Source organism: Tunturiibacter lichenicola (assembly GCF_051013355.1).
Taxonomy (GTDB): domain Bacteria; phylum Acidobacteriota; class Terriglobia; order Terriglobales; family Acidobacteriaceae; genus Edaphobacter; species Edaphobacter lichenicola_F.
Genome location: NZ_CP132944.1, coordinates 1775823 through 1796184, shown reverse-complemented (window position 1 = coordinate 1796184; position 20362 = coordinate 1775823). Strand labels below are relative to the sequence as shown.

The following is a 20362-nucleotide window of genomic DNA, read 5'->3' as shown; positions in this document are numbered from 1 at the left end:
GGATGCTCGTAAGTAGATTGCTGAGTTTTCTGATCGTTGGACGACATGTAGCCACCTTTCCAATCTCGACTTCCATTGGAGATGGTGTAAGGGTCTACAGTTGCCTGCATCTTTGCCTAGCAGCGAAAAGAGGGACCCCAAGCTCAGGCAGGCGATTTGGCAGACGCCAAAATAAGCTGGTTATACCCCAATCAAGTCAGGGAGAAGCTCTTTAGTGCGTAAGCTTCAGATTCGGTGTCCAGGTAAGTTGAAACCAGCCGCTTTCATTGTGCTGGCTTCCAGCCATGAACGTGGGAATGATAAAGCGTTCGTACTGGGCAAATACCTGGGCTGACCAGTTGCGATTCCACGTGTAAGACGCGTTGACGAATCCGTCTGTGATGGTGCCGCCACCGGTATAGAAGATAGCGCTCAGCTTGTTTTGCCGATATCCGGCTTCAACGCGAGTGCGTGCAGAGAACCAGTATCCGCTTCTGCCTTCGATAGCCCTCCCGTCCCGGCCAACCGCAGTGCCCAGTAAGAAGCCTTTATTGAGGTTTGCGTCGTGATACTGAGTGTTCCAGAAGACCCGGGAGCCTTCATCGTGGCTAAGCTCGTTGGTGCTGGCGGCCTCAACTCGGAGATCCATATGGGGCAAGAGAGGGAGCCGGGCGAAGTAGATGCCGGGACTCCAGACGACGCGTCGAGGGGCGTCAAGGGGACTTGGTTCGTCATCAGCGTAAGAGTCCGCATAGATGGTGACGTACTTGCGCAGACCTGGAACGTGCAGACGGAAGTCGAAGCCGCTCTTCCGGTCTCCTGGGTCGTTGCGCGCACCATAGAATTGGCCGCCGGTAGCGTTGAAGCTGAACAAGTTCCTTTTCAGGCTTTCTAACGTCATTGGATGACCGACGCCCCACAAGATGGACCAGCGAGTAAAGCTGAGTTCAAGATATGGCCCGAAGGTCAAATCAATCTTCGAGCCATTGTAGTAGGGCCGATTCGGTGATTGGTGGCCGGAGAGTTTGCCGAAGACGAAGTCAAACCGATAGGTTCCGAGGTTTGGAGCAAATGGATATGGGTGTGGACGTGTGGCGACGAACTGCAGATTGTAGGTGGGCTCTGCGTTGCTTGAGAATGAGAGAGGGCCGATCACCGTCGGACCCCAGTAGAGTTCCTGTTTTCCGAAGGATAGTGCGTTGCCGCCAAAGGCTACACCTGCATATAACTCGATCGGCCTGACACGCTCGTAGGCGGAGGTAGCGGGAGAGGCAGGATAGTCGTTTGGCAATCCATCCAGAGTGGTGATGAATTGGGCCTGCTCGTCCGATCGAGCCAGAGTGCCTGGGTCGTGCTGTAACTCTTCACGAGCATAGACGAAGTATCGATTATAGGTGGCACGGCCGGAGAGCCCAGCGATCACGCTTGTGCCCCGCCCAAGCGGCCTGCCAAAGTCATTCCACCAGGTCTGGCCGAAGTGGTAGCTGTCGGTAATCGCTGGTCCTATGATGGCGCCGTCGCGGTTATAGGTCGATTCCAGGACGACCGAATTGCTGTCTACAGGGTCTGCGAGTTCCCGATGCAGATCTGAGATAAGCAGCTCTGCCTGTTGATCCATAGCCTTGTTTCCGTTGTAGCGATTGACCTCGTTCTCTGCTTCGCGAAGCTGGCGTAGGCATTCCTTGCGTGCCCACGGGCGGATCCCGACGCTCTGCGTGGTGATATACCCCATGTCGGCGAGTCTTTCCAAAGCTGGGTAGATCCAGCTGTCCATTGGGACATCGGTTGACCCAAGCTTGTCCGGATCAATAATTTCTGTCAGCTGCCGCCGGGTAGGACCATAGGGGAACCCGGACTGGGCCGATGCCTGGGGGATTTGTGACGCTTGATGACCGCCGTAAGTCGACGCCAAGTTTCCAGCATTCATCAGGGTTCCTTTAAAGGTTCCGTTGAGGAGTGGTGGCTCGATCAGAGTCGAGGGAACCGCATCAGCCTGAAGAACGAACGACGAAGATGGCTGAAGGTGTGGGACTTCGAGAGTGGCATCTGAATGATTCGCAGAATCAGTCTCTGTCGCGTCCTGAGCCAAACAAAGCCCTGTCGGGAGCAGGGACAACCCAAAGGCCATACAGATCAGTAGTTCTTTTGAGTTCGGGGTTGCTCTCATACGGGGAGGTTCACGTTAAGGTTCGAGTCAACTGGCACATGAATATCCATTGTAGTTTGAGCGTAAGATGTACGTGCTGCCCTTACTCGATCCTACTAGAAAAGAGCACAGCTGGAAGCGATAACAACGATGCTTCAAAATATCCGTTATGCTTAGAGTATCGAATGTAATGAGATAACCGAACGTCCAGTGAGTTGTGGAAGGGTTTTAGTAGCAGATGAGCTTAATGCGAAGCGGTCGTGACTCTGATTGCAAAGGTGAAATGAACTGTACCTGCAAGAAACTTCATTCAAGAGAATTGTTAAGAATGACGGCGAAGGAGTGGTTCCGCGCTCTGCGTGTATTGGTTCTGACGTGCATTACCTGTTCGGCTCCGTTAACGACATACGGACAATCGACCCAGCCAAACGATAATCCCTTCGCTTCTCTAGGGCCAACTCAAAGCACGGCAAATCAAAGTCCTCAAAGTCAGAGCTCAGGTTCAGATTCAACGAATCAACAGCTTCCTCAGCTCCCCCAGCTTCCGCAAGAGGGCTCAACGCTCAATGGAGTGCAGAACCTAGGTACCACGCCGTCCGATTCATCGACGGAACGTAATGGCCGCCGCGTGGGCCAGAATGCATATGCCTACGAACCACCTGTTCCGCTTACTCCTTATCAGCGTCTGGTTGCGTCTTCTGTGGGAAAGGTGCTTCCGATCTACGGATCAACTTTGTTCAGTAATGTTCCGGCGACATTTGCTCCCGTCGATCGTATTCCGGTGACGCCGGAGTATTTGATCGGACCGGGAGATGAACTGTTGGTCCGACTCTGGGGACAGGTAACGCTGGATGGGCACTTTACTGTCGATCGTTCGGGGAACGTCTATCTTCCACAAGTAGGTGCTATTCGTGTTGCGGGTATCCCATTTGCAAAGCTGACAGATTATCTTCGCGCTCAGGTAGGACGCACGTTTCGCAACTTCGATATCAATGTAAATATCGGGCAGCTGCGGTCCATTCAAATATTTATCGTGGGCGAAGCGAAGCGTCCTGGCAGCTACACGGTCAGTTCTCTCAGCACACTTGTGAATGCACTATTTGCCAGCGGCGGTCCGGGGCCAATGGGGAGCATGCGCGATATTCAAGTAAAGCGCAACGGGGAAGCGGTCGTAACCTTTGATTTTTATGATCTGCTATTGAAGGGCGACAAATCGAAGGATGTCCAACTGGTGTCTGGGGATGTTATTTACATTCCGCCAGTAGGACCGATGGTAGCGGTAGCCGGAAGCGTTGATGTGCCGGCGTTGTATGAATTGAAAAAGGAGTCCACGGTAAGCGAACTGCTTCGCTTGTCCGGCGGACTCTCGACGTTGGCCCAGGACAAACAGATCCGAATTGAACGTCTTAAGCTGCACGATTCGAGATCGGTGGTAGATGTAAAACTCGACGCTGCGGGACTGGCGACTGAGCTTCACGATGGCGATATTGTAGAAGTCTCACCGATCATCGACCGGTTCAAAGACTCAGTGACTCTGCGGGGAAACGTGGCAGAGCCAAGGCGATTTGCCTGGTTTCCGGGCATGCGGGTACGTGACATTATTCCCGACAAAGATGCGCTCTTGACGAGAGATTACTGGTTGCAACGCAATCGGCTTGGACTTCCGATACTGGACTCTACCCCTGCAGTTCGCCTTTATGCTCCCGATGCTCCAACAGCACAGTACAACGGCGCTGGTATTTCGCCAGTGAGTCCCATCGTTGTTCCAAGTTTGACCTACTCTCAGAGACTCGCGGCCGCACAAGACAGCGACGCGAACGTGTATGGAATTACCCCGAAGCAGCCCTTAGGTAGAAATGACAACTCTACTCCTCCATCTACTTCTGTCGGCGATGATCTGAACTCTACACAGTCGGACGCTCAAAGCTCGTTGCCTTCAGGAGACAACGGGAATAACGGTCGCAGCACAAATAATTCGCGCGGCGGAGCGCTCGGGTCAGGAGACACGCGAAATGACTCAGATGCAAATAGCGCAACGGGGTCTTCGGTTAGTGCCGCGGTAACCGGAACGTCGCAGCGGTTTCCGGCAAAGAACGCGGTCGTGCTAAGCGCACCTGAGGTTGATTGGGCTTACGCAGTAATTCAGCGGCTCAATCGTAACGACTTGAGTTCCCAGCTCATTCCGTTCAATCTTGGAAAAGTGGTGTTGGATGGTAGCGCGGCGGACAACCTGGAGCTTGAGGCTGGCGACGTTGTTACGATCTTCTCAAAGTCCGACATTCGCGTACCCCAATCTCAGCAAACGAAGTACGTACGACTTGAGGGTGAGTTTAGTGGTGCTGGTACGTACAGCGTCGCCCCAGGGGAGACGCTTCGTCAACTCGTGAGCCGCGCCGGAGGGTTGACTTCAGGTGCCTACCTATATGGATCTCAATTTACCCGGGAGTCCGCAAGGGTAATCCAACAGCAGCGGCTCAATGATTACGCTGCGGACCTGGATCGTCGGATTAAATTGGCCGAAGCGAACGCTGCGAACAATGCGATAAGTCCTCAAGATGACATTCAGGACGTTGCCGCACTTCAAAATGCTCGAACCGTTGCGCAAAAGCTACGCCAGTTGAAATCTACGGGCAGGATTGTCCTTGATATGGGCGCCGACAGCAAGACAGTGGCTGATATTCCGGATCTCCCGCTTGAAGATGGCGACGTTTTTATCGTTCCCCAGATGCCTTCAACTGTTGATGTGTTTGGAGCGGTTTACAATCAGACATCTTTTCTGTACAACCCCCAGAAGCGGGTAGGCGATTATTTGCACCAGGCGGGGGGCGGTACGCGCACCGCGGATAATGGTCGAAGCTACATCGTACGTGCGGATGGCGCGATTGTTAGCCGACAGTATTCGAGCGGCATACTCGGTAGATTTGATTCCACTCGCCTAAACCCTGGTGATGCTGTTGTCGTTCCTGAACAGGTCGATAAACGGCCTCTGCTCCGGAATCTTGTGGATATCGCGACGATCTTCGGCCAATTTGGCCTCGGGATAGCTGCCATTAATGTATTGAGATAATTGAGGCAGGTAAGACAATGTTGGAGACAGAGTCCAGGCGGACGACGACTGACGTCGCAACGGATGGTGGGTCGGCGGACTACGTTTCGAAACGCGGCGAACTCGACTTGTTTTTGTTGGCTTTGCTCGTCAAACGCAAAGGTCGACGAACGATGTTGACGGCGGTCGCGGGTTTGTCTGTTGTTCTTCTTGTGCTGCTTTTCATTAAGCCAAGATATTCGGCAACTGCAGCACTTTTAGTCCCGCAACCCAGTACATCCGGAGCCTCGATAGCTCTCAAGCTAGCGATGGGAGGGTTGGATCTTGGCGGGGGGACCTCCGAGGTTTACGAGGATATTCTCGAAAGCAAAACTATAGCGGATCGCCTGATCGCACAGTATGGCTTGAAGGGCGTCTACAAAGTTAAATACCAACTCGCGGCACAGAAAGAGTTGGCTTCGCGTACTAAGATCGTCACTTCGAAGGAAGGCTTAATTCGAGTGACAGTTCAGGATGAAGACCCAAAACGGGCTGCTAATCTGGCAAATAGTTATCTAGCCGAATTGGACCGCATGAATGAGGGGCTTGCGATCACAACTGCGGGCCAGCAGCGACTTTATTTTGAACGCGAGATGGTCAAGGAGAAAGATGCCCTCGCTGATGCCGAAGTCGAATTGAAAAAAACTCAAGAGAGCACCGGTATCTTGATACCGCAAGCTCAGGTCGCGGCCAATATTGGTGCTATTGAACAAACACGAGCCCAATTGAGGCTGCGCCAAGTACAGTTAGGCGCTCTTCTGCAAGGTGCTACGCCAGAGAACCCAAATGTTCTTCGACTTCAGGCCGAGATTAAGGGGCTTGAGAATCAGTTGCAGGCAATGCAAAGTGGCTCTGGAAATGGAATGTCCACGGGGATACCTACGTCGAAGGCACCAGAGCGAGCACTGGAATATATCCGGAAAGAGCGGGAAGTGAAGTTTCACGAGGCGGTCTTTGTTTTGCTTGCCAAGCAATACGAACTTGCCAAACAAGAAGAAGCGAAGACGGTTTCGATGATCGAGGTGCTCGATCGTGCTACCGTTCCTGAACGAAAAACGTGGCCACCAAAGACACTTTTTTGTCTTTTAGGGCTAGTGGGTGGAGCACTTCTTGGAGTTGCCTGGACATTAGTTGAGTCATTCGTCCAGACGATTATGTCGAATCCGGACAATCAAAAGAAGTATCAAGCCTTGGCGGGTGGAAGTGCTCGACGGGGGTAACAGGGTCAGGCTATATGCCGCGGACGATTCTATTGAAGCACTCGAATTGATACCGAGCGGCGGCAGGAGGCACTTGGGTGGAGAAGCATCAGTTTCAGGAGGTTCAGGTAAATGAGGCTGATGCACTGGATATTCGCAGTTTGCCTATTTACGGCCTCTTTCGATATTGCCTTGGTATTTGAAGTAGGTGGTACGCTTCGTCTGGCACAGATTTTGATGGTTGCGATTGTATTTGGTGGATTAGCAGTCGTAGCGCAATCTGGGAAAATTCTATGGCCTTCAGGGGGGATAGCCCTCATTCTTTGGTGTTGTCTGCAGGTCATTTTCATGTTCACTACAGATACAGTGGCAACTGGCATTGTGTTTAATGCAAATCTATTTTTCACAATACTTGGTGTCTACGCGGTTTTGCAGTTATATGGCGATGGCGACCGCATAGAGCTGCTGATGAAGACCTATCTGGCTTCATACATATTTGTCTCGTTATTTGGTTTATTCCAGCTAGTTAGCCCATCGTTGCATCTCGGGTCTTATTTCGTTACGCAGTGGATCGTGCATGGGAAATTTCCCCGCATCAATGGATTCTCATACGAACCGTCGTTTTTCGCATGCTACATCATCATGGGTTGGATCATGCTTCTCGATTTGAGATCATCGAAGGCGGAGATTACAGCTAGACGAATATGGAAATGGATCGCCGTCATCATGGGCGCGTCCCTCTTTTTATCCACTAGCAAAACGGCTTGGCTAATGATGGCCCTCGAGGGTGCTCTCCGTGGTGTACCTTTGATTTTCAGAGCGTGTAGACTCCGACTTTCAAGATTCTCTACTGGAAATGTGAGTATCGTCCGACCAAGGCTTTACCTTCTTATTGTCGCTCTGCTCTTAATGGGGGTAGCGGTTGAGGGGGGAATCTTGATCTCCTCTGTCGTCAATCCAAACGTTTTTCTGGGGGGCACAGGCCTGAATAATACCGCCTCCCATTCCGTGACTGACCGCACGGAGGAAGCGTCCGAAACGTTGGATGTCTTTAAAGAAAACCCGTGGGTGGGGCAGGGTTTTGCTGGAGTAGCACAGCGAATTGCGGAAACCCAAGGTCATAGTGTCTCCTCCATGGAGGATATTAAGTTGTTTAGGGGATTCCCAGTAATTCTTGAGGTACTTGCCGCTAGCGGCGTGATCGGAATTCTTCCATTTCTTTGGTTCATGGGAGCTAATTCTGTCGGGAACCTTAGGTTGATTTCTCGCCGCTGGCCAAACGAGCGCGCCAAATGGCTAAGAGCGTTGATTCGTGCACTTATCTTCGAATTCATCGTTCTCATTCAGGCGCAAAACCTTCTCCGCCTATATTTCTGGTTTCACGTGACAATGGTCGTAGTTGTCGGATTCAATTTGCGATATTGCGAGAGGGTAGGAGACCGGAGTCAAGCAGTAGATGTAGAGGCATGACTCAATTCGTTGTACTTTTAAGTATTGCAAAAGAGAAGGGTGATCGGATTGAGACTAGACAAAGAAATGGATATTTATAAGGAGGCTGCGTTCCGTTCTGCATACAAATTGTTAGTACGAAAGCGTTCCTTCATTATTTTGAGCGGGCTATTCATTTTTTATTTGGGTATGTTTCTAAGGTACCGTCCATACGATATTGATAATCCATGGTTTCTTTCGTTTTCATATAATAGTTATGTTGAACATATTTGCACTGATCAATTTATGAACGTGCGATTCCCGGGAGGAATGGATGGTACATTTTTTTTCGGAAAACTTGCTGCCCTTGTTCAATTCGCGCTGCTATCACATGTCGGATGGCAGCAATGGCCGACGGCCGTTATAGCATCTAGTTTTGTCGTGTTTTCGCTGGCGATGTGGTGGATACAGCTTCGACGACTTGGATATAGCGACTCGTTCGTTTCTGCATTTCTCATTATTGCTGGACTGTCAGAGCCATTTCTCTCTGCGGCGAACAAATTCAGATATGAATATTTTAGCTTTGCGTTACTGTCGTCTGGGTTGTTATTGGTGGCCTACCGAAAACCGGTCCTGGGTATTTTGGTGGCTGCTCTATCAGTAGAAGTGCAGCCAGCTGCTGTTATTGGGTTAATTCCAGCTATAGTTCTCTTATATTCCATGAATAGGCGAACCATCGGCTTAATCGTGCGTCTTGCATGTGGTCTATTACTTGCCGTAGCTGCATATTTTAGCCTGCATCCGGGGATATTGCATCTCTCACATACTTGGCGACACTCTGAACTCTCTAGTGTCGTTTGGAGTGGCGGATTTTTTTCCTCATTTTTTTTCCAACGTCATCGCCATCTTCCCGAGCTGACCATTTTTCTAGTCGCTGGAGTCTACTACTGGCGAAAGCGCAGCGAGATAAGTTCGCATTATTTAGGCATTAGCGCTCTTGCGATGAGCATTTTTTCTTTGATTATGCCGCATGGAAACCCTTCTTATATGATTTTTTTGTACCCTTTTCTTATCGCAATGGCTCTTAGCGTAGTAAAAGTAGAGCGGCAATTGAAAGCTGTCACGATTCTTGCATGCGCTTATGCTGTGCTTCAGTACGCTCCTCTTATCTACATGAACAGAAACCTGGGCTATAGATTGCAAGATATTGATCAGGTTGCTGCTCTTATTCGAGATGCTGAGCGGCAACTTGCCATTAGGGATGATGATCTGAGGATCTATGGTGACTATGCACTATGGTTCGCTCACCCTCATTTTTACCGAGCCGCAGCGCAGACGACCATTTTGGATGCCAAAGATGCAGATCTCTATCTTTGTTTCGACCACCCTCTTCAAGGCGCTCTTCCGATATCTGAAGGGATGTTTCTTTGTCCTGATATAAAGCGGGTCGTTCCCTTGCGGCTGCTCTCTACCGCGATGGTGCGTGGTAGCGAGCTATATCTTTATTGCAAGCAGAGGGATGTCCCAAAGTAAGGTTGCGTAGTCAGCTTTTCTTCAGACACAACGCTGTCAATATTTTTGAAATATGAGGGTTCCATTATGGCCAACGTTATCACCGGCCAAAATGTAAATATGGCATCTACGCTTGTAACGGGTGGCGCGGGATTTATCGGTAGCAACTTTGTGCTGGGCTGGCTAGCTGCTGATTGTGGCGCATTGGTCAACCTCGATAAGCTGACGTATGCAGGGAATCCGGCGAATCTGGCTTCCGTGCAGAACATCCACCGATATACGTTTGCCCACGGTGATATCTGCGATTCAACGCTGGTGGCAAAATTATTCCGGAAGCACCGGCCGCGCGCAGTGGTTCATTTTGCCGCGGAGAGCCATGTTGATCGATCCATCCTGGGGCCTGAGGAGTTTCTGAAGACCAATGTCGATGGGACGTTTACACTGCTGCAGGCGGCACGTTCGTACCACGATTCCCTGGCAGGCGAGGAGCGGGAGAGATTTCGGTTTTTGCACGTTTCGACCGATGAAGTATATGGAACTTTGTCGCCGGCTGACCCCGCCTTCCACGAAGAGACGCCCTATGCCCCGAATAGTCCCTATGCGGCGTCAAAAGCTGCGTCGGATCATCTGGTGCGGGCGTGGATCCATACCTATGGGTTGCCGGCAATCGTTACAAACTGCTCGAACAACTATGGGCCGTATCAGTTTCCAGAAAAGCTGATTCCGTTGATGATTGCAAATGCCCTCCAAGGCAAGGCCTTACCAGTCTACGGAGATGGAATGCAGGTGAGGGACTGGTTATATGTTGGGGACCACACAAGTGCACTCCGCACGGTGCTGGAACGGGGACGGATCGGGGAGACCTATAACATTGGCGGGGGAAATCAAAGGAGCAACCTTGAGGTTGTGACGATGGTGTGTGAGCTGCTCGATGAGTTGGTACCTAAGTCGACTTTCAGGCCCCATCTTCAACTGGTGAAGTATGTGACGGATCGACCCGGGCACGACCGCCGATATGCGATTGACGCGCGAAAGTTGGAGGGTGAACTCGGGTGGCGACCCAAGGAAAGCTTCGAGACGGGTTTGAGGAAGACCGTGGAATGGTATCTGGAGAACGCGGCCTGGGTGGAGAACGTGACGAGCGGGGCATATCAGCAGTGGATAGAGCAGAACTACTCCACGCGTGAACGAGGGGATGCGACTACCATTGAGGCTCGCCGGAAGGCCGATGCTGGTAGGGGGACTCGATGAAGGGAATTATTCTGGCCGGCGGGTCGGGAACCAGGTTACATCCGGTGACGCAGGTGGTTTCGAAGCAACTACTCCCGATCTACGATAAGCCGATGATCTATTATCCGCTTTCTTCCTTGCTGCTGGCTGGGGTTCGGGAGATTCTTGTCATTTCGACTCCAGAGGATACACCGCGTTTCGAGCGAATGCTGGGAACTGGTGAGCAATGGGGCATCACACTGCAGTACGCGGTGCAACCGTCACCTGATGGCCTGGCACAGGCCTTTCTGATCGGCGAGGAGTTTTTGTCGGGCGAGGGCTGTTGTCTGGTGTTAGGCGACAACATCTTTTATGGGCATGACTTCGCGAAGACTCTGCGCGAGGCGGCAGCCCGCGGACCGGGAGCGACAGTATTTGCTTATCCGGTACTGGATCCAGAGCGTTATGGAGTCGTCGAGTTCGATGCTGCGCGTCGGGCGATATCGATTGAAGAGAAGCCATTGAAGCCGAAGTCGCGTTATGCGGTGACCGGGATTTACTTCTACGATGAGCAAGTGGTAGGTGTAGCTAAGGGGCTGAAACCTTCGCCGCGCGGCGAGCTTGAAATAACCGACGTTAACCGTTGGTATTTAGAGCGTGGACTACTCCGAACGCAGGTGCTTGGGCGAGGGATTGCCTGGCTGGATACTGGGACCCACGACTCGCTGCTGGAGGCCGCGACGTTCATTCATACGATCGAGAAGAGGCAGGGGTTAAAGGTCGCTTGTCCAGAGGAGATCGTGTATCGGCTGGGCTATATTGACGCAGATCAGCTTCGGGCTCTGGCAGCGAATATCGCGAAGAGCACCTATGGTCAGTATCTGCTGCGGGTATTGGAAGAGACGGTGTATTGATGGAATTCGGTAAATTGCCGCCGGGCCAACGAATATTGTTGACGGGAGTCTCCGGTCAGGTAGGTGGCGAGTTGGTGGATACTTTGATGCCACTTGGTGAGGTGGTTGCCCCTACGCGAACAACGATGGATCTGGCGAATGTTGCTTCCATACGGAAGATGATTCAGGCGGTGCAGCCACGATGGATTGTAAACTCTGGAGCGTACACGGCAGTGGACAGAGCTGAGAGCGAGCCTCAGCTGGCATATGCTGTCAATGCAGAAGCCGTACAAATCATAGGCGAAGAGGCTCGGGCTATCGGGGCGGGGGTAATTCACTTTTCGACCGACTACGTCTTCGATGGTTTGGGCGAGGCTCCTTATGTTGAGACGGACGCGACGGGCCCTGTAAGTGTGTATGGCACAAGCAAACTGGCGGGAGAAAAAGTGCTGTCGGAAAGTGGCGTCGCACATATCATCTTCCGCACGAGTTGGGTGTACGGGACCCGGGGTAAGAACTTTTTAAAGACGATCTTGAAGCTTGCGCGGGAGCGCGAGATGTTGAAAGTAGTGGCTGATCAATTTGGCGCACCAACGTGGAGCCGGGACCTGGCTAGGATGACCGCAGAAATAATCGGGCAATACGAAGCTGAGGCAGAGGGCCTTAAGCTGGGTGATGTGTTAGCAGATTCAGGCGGTATCTACCATGCAACCGGTGCAGGAGAAACGACTTGGTACGGATTCGCGACGGAGGCCGTCCGGCTGCAGCGAGAGCGGGAGCCAGGCGCGTCTTACGCAGAGATCGTGCCAATTTCCACCGAGGAGTTCCCCACTCCGGCCAAACGACCAGCCAACTCCAGATTGCAATGTGGCAAGCTGGCAGGGCAATTTGGTTGGAAGATGATGGGTTGGCAGGATTCGCTACGGAAGGTTTTTGATGCTCCTTTAGGTCTCTAAGGCTGATGTTATTTTTAGAGTGGGGAACATGCATGCGGCCGTAACCCTGTGATCTTTTGATTGCCGCATCTAGTCGTTGTCCAGTTACGATACACTCATCCAAGACTCAGGGACGCACGATGAAATGGAGTCAGACCTGATGTGATGCTGATCGAGAGCAAAAGTCGATTGTTACGTCGGGTATGGAGAGAAGTTTGCAGCGGCTGGGCCTTACTTTAATTAAGAACGCGCTGGCGAATGTGGTTCGCGGAGGAGCGACAGCGATTGTTGCCCTTACGCTGCCTCACTTTCTTACTCGTGCGTTGGATCATGATCGCTTTGCGGCTTGGGCCCTGATGTTGCAAATTGCGGCATATGTGGGATATCTGGATTTTGGTATCCAGACGGTTGTTGCCCGCTATTTTGCGCAACTAATGGAGCGAGGGAACTACGATCAACGAGACCGCCTCGTGAGCACAGCGTTTGCGATGCTGTCAGCTGCTGGAATCGCGGCACTTGTGCTGAGTTGGTTGATGGTGTGGCAGTTTCCGCGAATCGTTCATGGAATTTCTCCAGCATTGCTTGCGGAACTGAGGTTAGGTGTACTCGTACTAGCGCTAAGCGCCGCACTGATGCTTCCACTGTCCGTATTTGCTGGGGTGCTAGTTGGACTACATAGAAACGAGTTCACAGCATTAACGATTGGCGGATCGCGCATTTTGGGTGCTACTGCTGTGCTCGTGGCTGTGCACTATACGCATTCACTATTTTGGCTGGCAATTTGTCTAGGTTTTTTCAATTTATTCGGTGGAACGCTCCAATGTGTCATCGCACTTCGCATGTTGCCGCAGATGCGTTTGCGAGTACGGTATGTAAGCAAACAAATGGCGCGAGAACTGCTGCAAAACTGCCTTGAACTGACAGTCTATTCATTCAGTATGTTATTGGTCAGTGGTTTAGACATACTGATAGTCGGGTATTTGGCTTACGGTGCAGTTGGCTATTATGCAATCTCCGCCACGTTGGTGACTTTTGTCGCTGGTCTGAGTAACTCCATTTTTTCCGCTATGATGGCACCGGTGGCAGTGCTGCAGGAGCGCGGTGAGCTACGCCGCATTCGCGATCTTGTCATTCGCACCACTCAACTGAGCAGCTACATAAGTCTAGTGATTACCTTGCCCGTATTTGTCTATGGATTTGTTGCGCTGAAGCTTTGGGTTGGTCCCGCATACGCAAGACAGGCCTTACCAATCTTAGAAGTTTTGATGGTTGCGCAAGCGATAAGACTTACCGGGAACAGCTACTGCACAATGCTCATTGCGACCGGCCAGCAGAGATACGGTATGACCGTTGCGCTTATCGAAGCTTCTGCGAATTTGGTCTTCAGTATCGTGGGAGGCCGATGGTTAGGCCCAATCGGAGTAGCTTGGGGGACTTTGATTGGCGCACTTATCGCAATCGTCTGTCTATTTCCTTTCAGTGTGCGTAAAGCGAAAGAAGTTCCCATACCGGCATGGCCATTTTTTCTTGAAGGTATCCTGCGTCCGATCTTAGTCGCGATGCCAGTCTCACTGTACCTGGTATTTGTACATTCGCAGAGCCCATCAACAAAGGATTTGAAGTCTCTCGCTCTGGCAGTTGGGATGAGTCTTGCGCTGGCAGTCATCTTTGGAAACCTGCTGTCGCCTAAGTCCAAGGGTCAAAGCCTCTCTCACGTCGCATGAGTATTACTACTAGACTGATCGCTCTTCGCAAGTCTTCTTCAAAGTGCAATCGCTTTATTAAACGAAGACTTCTCATAGTATTGATTCGAAACGCGCCATGGTCACGTTTGTTCCACGCTAGTTCGACTGAGTTTCATCTTGTGACGGATCTAACCAAGCTTCAGTTCGTGGGAATACCGTCGGACAAGTCTTGCAGGAGCACCGACAAGCATTGAATAAGCAGGGAACGATTTGGACGCCTAAAGAAACGACTCACAATCCGCCGGAGTAGGCTCAGTGGATTAGCAGACATACTCAACAACTCCGTTAGCCTTAACCAACCGACCCGTCAAGATTTAAACGGCAGAACGCGTGGGACTGCCTGATGGTTGAGCATTGTGGCGCTAGTCGAATGAATCAGGTTAGCCATGGCGCGCAGGCTGTGCCTAATTTTCATTGCGTTGGGTAAAAGTGTTACCTGAATTTTTTGTCGAGAAAATTATTCGCAATGAGATCGTAGAACGTGCGAAGAAAAATATAGAGGGTCGACGGGTATCGTCCGATAGTGATAGGGAGAGCGTCCTTTAGGAAAGCGCAACACTCGTCGGTTTTTGTGCGATCACTTCAACAGCATCACCTCGGCCGATCAAATCGATGGCCCACATCGCCATATTGCACAAGAGCCTGAGAATAGAATTTCGGATTAACCATCCGTCAGCAGACTTTTTGCCATTGTTGCGATTGACATAAATCTGCAAACTCCCGAGTAAACTAGCAAAATTTGAGTTGAAGTAGACCTTCTGAATTGAAAAGCCAGATCTCTCCAATAAAGTAAAAATAGTAGGTATCGTGTAGTTGTATGTGTGTACTGGCGCGCCTAGATACCACCAATATTTGCCGAATATCTGGTACGGGATACTGTCGATATTTGGTATTCCAATATAAACTTTCCCGCCCGGCTTTAAAATACGATGAATTTCATGGAGTACCTCCATCGGATTGGGCATATGTTCGAAAGAATGATTGGATCGAACATATTCAAACGTGTTGGTATTGAATTTAGCTTGATCCAGGGTTCCGTTGAAGATATCGAATCCCGCCCGGCGTCCTTCCTCAGCTCCGAAAGTGCTTGGTTCGACGCCGCGTACTTTCCAACCTCTCGATCGCATCACATGCAAGTAGTCACCACTTCCGCAGCCAATATCCAGAAATTCACCAGGCTGCGAAAACAAAGGGTCGTGAGTCTTGATTTTGGCCTTGAAGATTTGCTTCACAAAATTCTTTAGCCTGCTGTTACTTTTGAGTGGTTCATAGGCGTAATAATTTTCGTCATAGAAACCAGCTAGCTCGGTTGCTGTAGGGATGGGATCCAAACGAACCAGGCCGCAACTCGTGCAACGTGCGATATTAAACTTTCCTGGTATCCCGTAGTGACGGTCCCATGTGCTAAACAGGTGGGAGGAAATGGTGGATTGGCAAACAATGCATGGCTGAGTCGACATCTCTTGCCCATCATACCTTAGTCATCTGTCCATGATTGGAGACGGAGCAGTCCTAACGCTGAGCAAGCCATTCTCCGGCGATGTGATCGTAACGACGTAGTACCTTTGCGGGATTGCCTGCAATCACGGAGTAATCTGGCACATTCTTAGTGACAACCGAATGAGCACCAATAATGCAGTTTTTTCCAATTCGCACATTTGGCATTACAACGGTGCCGAAACCCAAGAAAGATCCGTTCCCGATCTCGACAAACGAGTCTTCATCAAGTATCCGCGACCCGATCTTGATAGGATCGTCCACGTTTGCGTAGGGGTGGGTCACATCCACTATTGCGCAATGGCCAGTGATGGAAACGTCGCTGCCGATAACAAGACGCGAATGGCAAACGAGATGAACATTTTGTTCTATATTGACGTTGTCTCCGATGCGGAACTCTGGAATACGCTTTCCACTAGTGATCAAAGCCTCCATCCTTACTCCTTGACCAATATCGACGTTTTTCCCTATGTGTATAAAACGTGGGTTGCTGAGGAGCAACGGTTTAAACAGAATTGAATTGATCCCAAAGCTGCCGAAAACCTGGCGGTAATACAATATGCCCTTGAAATAATAAAAAACACGCTTTAGGGTGTTGAACTTTTCCGGAATAGGCCCGCGAGCAAAAGATAAAAGTCTCCTTACTAGGGTCCGCTTTTGGCCGCGTGGCATCGGATTTACAAAGTTCATTTAAAAAATAGTAGCATCTAGGGTTTGAAATGGGACTGGAACGGTCTTGCAACCAACAATGGGCATCAATCTCGAGAATTCCTCGTTACGCGCTGGAATCTGGTAGTACATATGTGGGAACGGACTGCTAGAGTGATGAAGCAGCTGCCCCATTTGTTAGACTTATGGAGTATGCGCATTCTTATTACCGGCGGAGCCGGCTTTATTGGGACTCATCTGACTCGGCATTTGTTGGATCGAGGGCACGGCGTCACAATTTTGGACAATTTCCTGTCTCAGGTGCATGGAGATCGGCAGACGCCTGCCGTCGATATTGCTGCGCACGTTCGGTTAGTGGTGGGGGATGTGGCGGATGCCCCTACGTTGAGTTCCGCACTGGATGGGGTGGATGCGATCGTGCATCTTGCTGCGGAGACCGGAACCGGGCAATCGATGTACGAGGTATCACGTTATGCGCGCACGAATCTGCAGGGTACAGCGTTACTGTACGATTTGCTGGCCAAGACGCCAAAGCACAATGTGACAAAAATTGTGGTGGCCTCTTCTCGGGCTATCTATGGAGAGGGTGCATACCATTGTTTGCATCATGGTGTTGTCTATCCCAAGTCACGAACGAGTGCGGAAAAAAAAGCTTCTCTGTTTGATCCGGTCTGTCCGATTTGCTCGGAACACTGCGAAAGTGTGCCGACTCCAGAGTCGGCCCCGCTTCAACCGTCGTCCTATTACGGTCTGACCAAGCAGGTGCAGGAGCAAACTGTACTGCTGTTCGGCGAGACTTTGGGCATTTCGTCGATGGCTTTGCGCTATCAAAATGTATATGGCCCGGGGCAGTCGCTGACGAACCCCTACACCGGCATTCTCGCTATTTTCTCGAATCTGGCGCGGACTGGCCGCCAACTTCAGATATTTGAAGACGGTCTAGAGAGTCGCGATTTTGTTTATGTTGACGACGTGGTGCGCGCAACCGCATGCTGTGTGCTCGGTAATTTTCAGGGAAGCCATTGTGTGAATATTGGTTCCGGTGCCAGGACTTCCGTGCTGGAGGTTGCAAACGGGATCAACGACTTTTATGGAGGACATTCGAAGGTTAGAGTGACAGGGGAGTTTCGCGATGGTGATATCCGCCACGGTTTTGCAGATTTGAGTCGGGTTCAGTCGTTGCTACATTACGAGCCAAAGTGGGGTTTTGACTTGGGACTGCGAAAGTTTTTAGAGTGGGCTTCTCAGAGCCAGCCCGAGGTTGGCGCTTATGAACAGTCGCTTGTGGAGATGAAGGAAAAGGGATTGCTGCATGGGCATCGCTAGCCAAAACGACCGCCCCTATACGCTGCCACCAGAGTATGTATCAGGCCGGATTGGTGTGGTCACGGTCACCTACAACAGCAGTTCCGTTTTACCCGAATTTATTCACTCTTTAGAGCAGCAGACTCATCGGGACTTTTTGCTATATGTAGTTGACAATGCATCCCACGACGACTCTTTTGATCAGCTTGAAAGATGGGGAGATCCAAGACTCATTCTGATATCAAACCAGGAAAACCTGGGCGTGGCTGCTGGCAACAATCAAGGAATTCGCGCTGCTTTGGACAGCGGGTGTGAGTATGTTTTGTTGCTGAATAATGACGTGGTTTTTGGAGCGGAGTTATTTCAACAGTTGCAGGATGGATTGGCTGAATATCGCTGCAATATGACGACTCCGCTGATCTATTTTTGTGAGCCTCACGATGTGATCTGGTGTGCGGGTGGATATTTCCAGCCTAGGCTTGCATTTCGAAATCTACATTATGCGGAGAATCAGCGTGATGTTGGACAGTGCAACCGTGCTCGAGCTGTGACCTACGCTCCAACATGCTGCGTTTTAGTTCATCGCGAGGTGTTCAGCCGTATCGGATTGATGGACGAACGATATTTTGTTTATAGCGATGACACAGACTTTATGCTAAGAGCCTGGAGAGCGGGCGAGAGCCTCTGGTATTTGCCAGAGGCAAAGCTTTGGCACAAAGTAAATAGTCTGACTGGGACAGATTCTGCTTTTTCGATGAGATACGGTGCGCGAAACAGGGCATTTTTTATAGCCAAGCATGTTCGTGGTGGCTATGGAGCGCTATTTCAGTGGCTATATGCCGGGTACTATCTGCTCCGATTCGTTTTGAAAAAAGACACACGTGCGGCCTACGACATTAAGCGAGCTGCATGGGCGGAGGGAAGACGTATGGTGGCGTGAGCTTCTCTGCCCATAGTTGTTTACGAGATCATCTAGTGTTGGAGCATTTCCTGAGTGATAAAAGGCAAGACAAGGAACATTGTGCGCTTGACGGTGGATCTGCGGATGTATCGACACTCGGGCATTGGTCGTTATTTGCGGAACTTAATGCCATTGCTGCTACCGAGAATCAAGGCAGACCGCGTGCGAGTGATAGGGCAACGAGAGATCGTTGGTGAAGAAGATTGGTTGAATGACTCCCGCGTGGAGTTTGTTGAAGAAACTGCGACGATCTACAGTGTCGCGGAACAGACGATGGCGCTCAGGGGGGTATACCGCGACACTGATTTATTGTGGGCCCCGCATTACAACGCCCCGTTGGCCTACGGCGGACGGATGGTCGTCACGATACATGATGTAGCTCCACTGGCGATGCCTGAAATTTTAGGCAATACTCTAAAGCGCGCTTACGCGAAACTGCTTATTGAGCGCAGTGTAAAGCAGTCGACGTCGATCCTTTGCGTTTCAAAGTTCACGGCTGAGGAGTTAACTCAACGACTTCGAGTTCCCGCCGAAAAGATGACGGTGACACACCTCGGACTGGATGCAAACTGGCCGCACACGGCTGTCCGACATGTGGAAGCCGACGGGTTACCCTATCTTCTCTATGTGGGGAATGTGAAACCGAACAAGAACTTGGGTCTGCTGCTACGAGCATTCGCCAAAGTGATGGATTCCATACCCCATCGACTGGTGTTAGCAGGACGGATACGCGGGGTTGGGACCAACGATGACGCAGTAGTCCGCCAGGCCGAGACAATGGGAAAACGTGTCCGGTTCGCGGGCGAAGTTTCGGATGCGGAACTGATTCAATTGTATGCAGGAGCAAGCGCTTCCGTACTCCCTTCGTTATATGAGGGATTTGGTCTGCCTCTGCTTGAAGCAATGCGGCTGGGGTGCCCGGTGCTGTGCTCGGCGGCAGGAGCGTTGCCGGAAGTGGCCGCTGGAGCCGCGATGTACTTCGATCCACGCTCGGAGACTCAATTGGCCGAGAGGCTGGCCGAGGTGATGTCTACGGAACGAATGGATACATTGCGACGCGCAGGGTTTGAGAGAGAAAAATGTTTCAGATTGCAAGAGTGTGCCGAACAATCGTCTGTGGTGATGAACCTGCTTCTGGAAGGTAGAAGATGATTGATAGGGCGCTATTTCTGGATCGCGACGGTGTCGTCAACGTGGAGGTGGGGTATCTCCATCGTGCCGAAGAGGTACGGTTCGTCGATGGGATATTGTCGCTCTGCAGGACGGCGGTAAGGCTGGGCTATCGGCTGATTGTAGTGACCAACCAGGCCGGGATCGCCCGCGGGTACTACTCAGAGGCGGATTTTCACGCACTCATGGAGTTCATGCGTGGTGAGCTTCGAGCGCAAGGAGTGGAGTTGGATGCGGTGTACTATTGCCCGTTTCATCCAGAGCATGGGGTGGGGGAGTACAAACGGGAGCACGAAGACAGGAAGCCTGGGACCGGGATGCTGTTACGAGGGGCCACGGACTTTGGTGTGGAGTTGAGTGAAAGTGTCATGGTAGGGGACCGGTGCTCGGACGTAATGGCGGCGAACACGGCTGGATTGAGGCAGGCATTCTTGATAAGTGGCACCGAATCGTCCGAATGTAAGGGTAAGTATCTCGCGGTGGACTCGCTCGAAGAGGTGGAGCGGTGGCTGCTGGCACGGGATTAGCGACAGTGTGGTCACCCCAATGAACTAATGGCCAATCATCGGCAACTTCCGTTGGAGGCATGTCGTGAGGCTTACAACCCGCTGAGTAACAGCTGCCACGTC

15 protein-coding genes are annotated in these 20362 nt (G+C 51.2%); 12 read left to right on the top strand and 3 right to left on the bottom strand.

Annotation, left to right across the window (positions count from 1 at the left end):
- Nucleotides 1–211: 211 nt before the first annotated feature.
- Nucleotides 212–2146 (bottom strand): capsule assembly Wzi family protein, encoded by a 1935-nt coding sequence (locus RBB82_RS07705; RefSeq protein ID WP_433974536.1) that lies wholly within the window; start codon nt 2144–2146, stop codon nt 212–214.
- 550 nt (nt 2147–2696) lie between these two features.
- On the opposite strand from RBB82_RS07705, the gene RBB82_RS07700 reads away from it, so the two are divergent.
- From RBB82_RS07700 to RBB82_RS07665, 8 genes are all read left to right on the top strand, one after another.
- A complete protein-coding gene (locus tag RBB82_RS07700; protein ID WP_433974535.1) occupies nt 2697–5192 on the top strand; it encodes an SLBB domain-containing protein in 2496 nt (831 codons plus the stop codon).
- A 17-nt stretch (nt 5193–5209) separates the two neighbouring features.
- Nucleotides 5210–6430 (top strand): GNVR domain-containing protein, encoded by a 1221-nt coding sequence (locus RBB82_RS07695; RefSeq protein WP_433974534.1) that lies wholly within the window; start codon nt 5210–5212, stop codon nt 6428–6430.
- A gap of 111 nt (nt 6431–6541) precedes the next feature.
- Nucleotides 6542–7879 (top strand): O-antigen ligase family protein, encoded by a 1338-nt coding sequence (locus tag RBB82_RS07690; RefSeq protein ID WP_433974533.1) that lies wholly within the window; start codon nt 6542–6544, stop codon nt 7877–7879.
- 48 nt (nt 7880–7927) lie between these two features.
- Entirely contained in the window at nt 7928–9370 is a 1443-nt protein-coding gene (locus RBB82_RS07685; protein WP_433974532.1) for a hypothetical protein, read from the top strand.
- 66 nt (nt 9371–9436) lie between these two features.
- Complete coding sequence (rfbB, locus tag RBB82_RS07680; RefSeq protein WP_433974531.1) at nt 9437–10600, top strand: dTDP-glucose 4,6-dehydratase; 1164 nt, start codon at nt 9437–9439, stop codon at nt 10598–10600.
- A complete protein-coding gene (gene rfbA / locus RBB82_RS07675; RefSeq protein ID WP_433974530.1) occupies nt 10597–11472 on the top strand; it encodes a glucose-1-phosphate thymidylyltransferase RfbA in 876 nt (291 codons plus the stop codon). Before rfbB ends, rfbA begins: the two co-directional genes overlap by 4 nt.
- Nucleotides 11472–12407 carry a dTDP-4-dehydrorhamnose reductase gene (gene rfbD / locus RBB82_RS07670; protein ID WP_433974529.1) on the top strand — a complete coding sequence of 312 codons (936 nt, stop codon included), beginning with the start codon at nt 11472–11474 and terminating at the stop codon, nt 12405–12407. The genes rfbA and rfbD overlap by 1 nt, the downstream gene beginning before the upstream one ends.
- Nucleotides 12408–12601: 194 nt before the next feature.
- Nucleotides 12602–14110 (top strand): polysaccharide biosynthesis C-terminal domain-containing protein, encoded by a 1509-nt coding sequence (locus tag RBB82_RS07665; protein ID WP_433974528.1) that lies wholly within the window; start codon nt 12602–12604, stop codon nt 14108–14110.
- 563 nt (nt 14111–14673) lie between these two features.
- On the opposite strand, the gene RBB82_RS07660 is transcribed toward RBB82_RS07665, so the two are convergent.
- Both RBB82_RS07660 and RBB82_RS07655 read right to left on the bottom strand, forming a co-directional pair.
- Complete coding sequence (locus tag RBB82_RS07660; RefSeq protein ID WP_433974527.1) at nt 14674–15591, bottom strand: class I SAM-dependent methyltransferase; 918 nt, start codon at nt 15589–15591, stop codon at nt 14674–14676.
- A gap of 52 nt (nt 15592–15643) precedes the next feature.
- Nucleotides 15644–16318, bottom strand: a complete 675-nt coding sequence (locus RBB82_RS07655) for an acyltransferase (RefSeq protein ID WP_433974526.1) — start codon at nt 16316–16318, stop codon at nt 15644–15646.
- 171 nt (nt 16319–16489) lie between these two features.
- On the opposite strand from RBB82_RS07655, the gene RBB82_RS07650 reads away from it, so the two are divergent.
- Genes RBB82_RS07650 through RBB82_RS07635 form a run of 4 tightly spaced genes read left to right on the top strand, consistent with a single transcriptional unit; the run spans nt 16490 to nt 20260 of the window.
- Nucleotides 16490–17623, top strand: coding sequence for an NAD-dependent epimerase/dehydratase family protein (locus RBB82_RS07650; RefSeq protein WP_433974525.1), 1134 nt, complete (start codon nt 16490–16492; stop codon nt 17621–17623).
- A complete protein-coding gene (locus RBB82_RS07645) occupies nt 17610–18542 on the top strand; it encodes a glycosyltransferase family 2 protein (protein WP_433974524.1) in 933 nt (310 codons plus the stop codon). The genes RBB82_RS07650 and RBB82_RS07645 overlap by 14 nt, the downstream gene beginning before the upstream one ends.
- 54 nt (nt 18543–18596) lie before the next feature.
- Nucleotides 18597–19715 carry a glycosyltransferase family 4 protein gene (locus RBB82_RS07640; RefSeq protein ID WP_433974523.1) on the top strand — a complete coding sequence of 373 codons (1119 nt, stop codon included), beginning with the start codon at nt 18597–18599 and terminating at the stop codon, nt 19713–19715.
- The gene (locus tag RBB82_RS07635; protein ID WP_433974522.1) at nt 19712–20260 is read left to right on the top strand and encodes a D-glycero-alpha-D-manno-heptose-1,7-bisphosphate 7-phosphatase; all 549 of its coding nucleotides are present in this window, start codon (nt 19712–19714) and stop codon (nt 20258–20260) included. The genes RBB82_RS07640 and RBB82_RS07635 overlap by 4 nt, the downstream gene beginning before the upstream one ends.
- Nucleotides 20261–20362 lie beyond the last annotated feature (102 nt).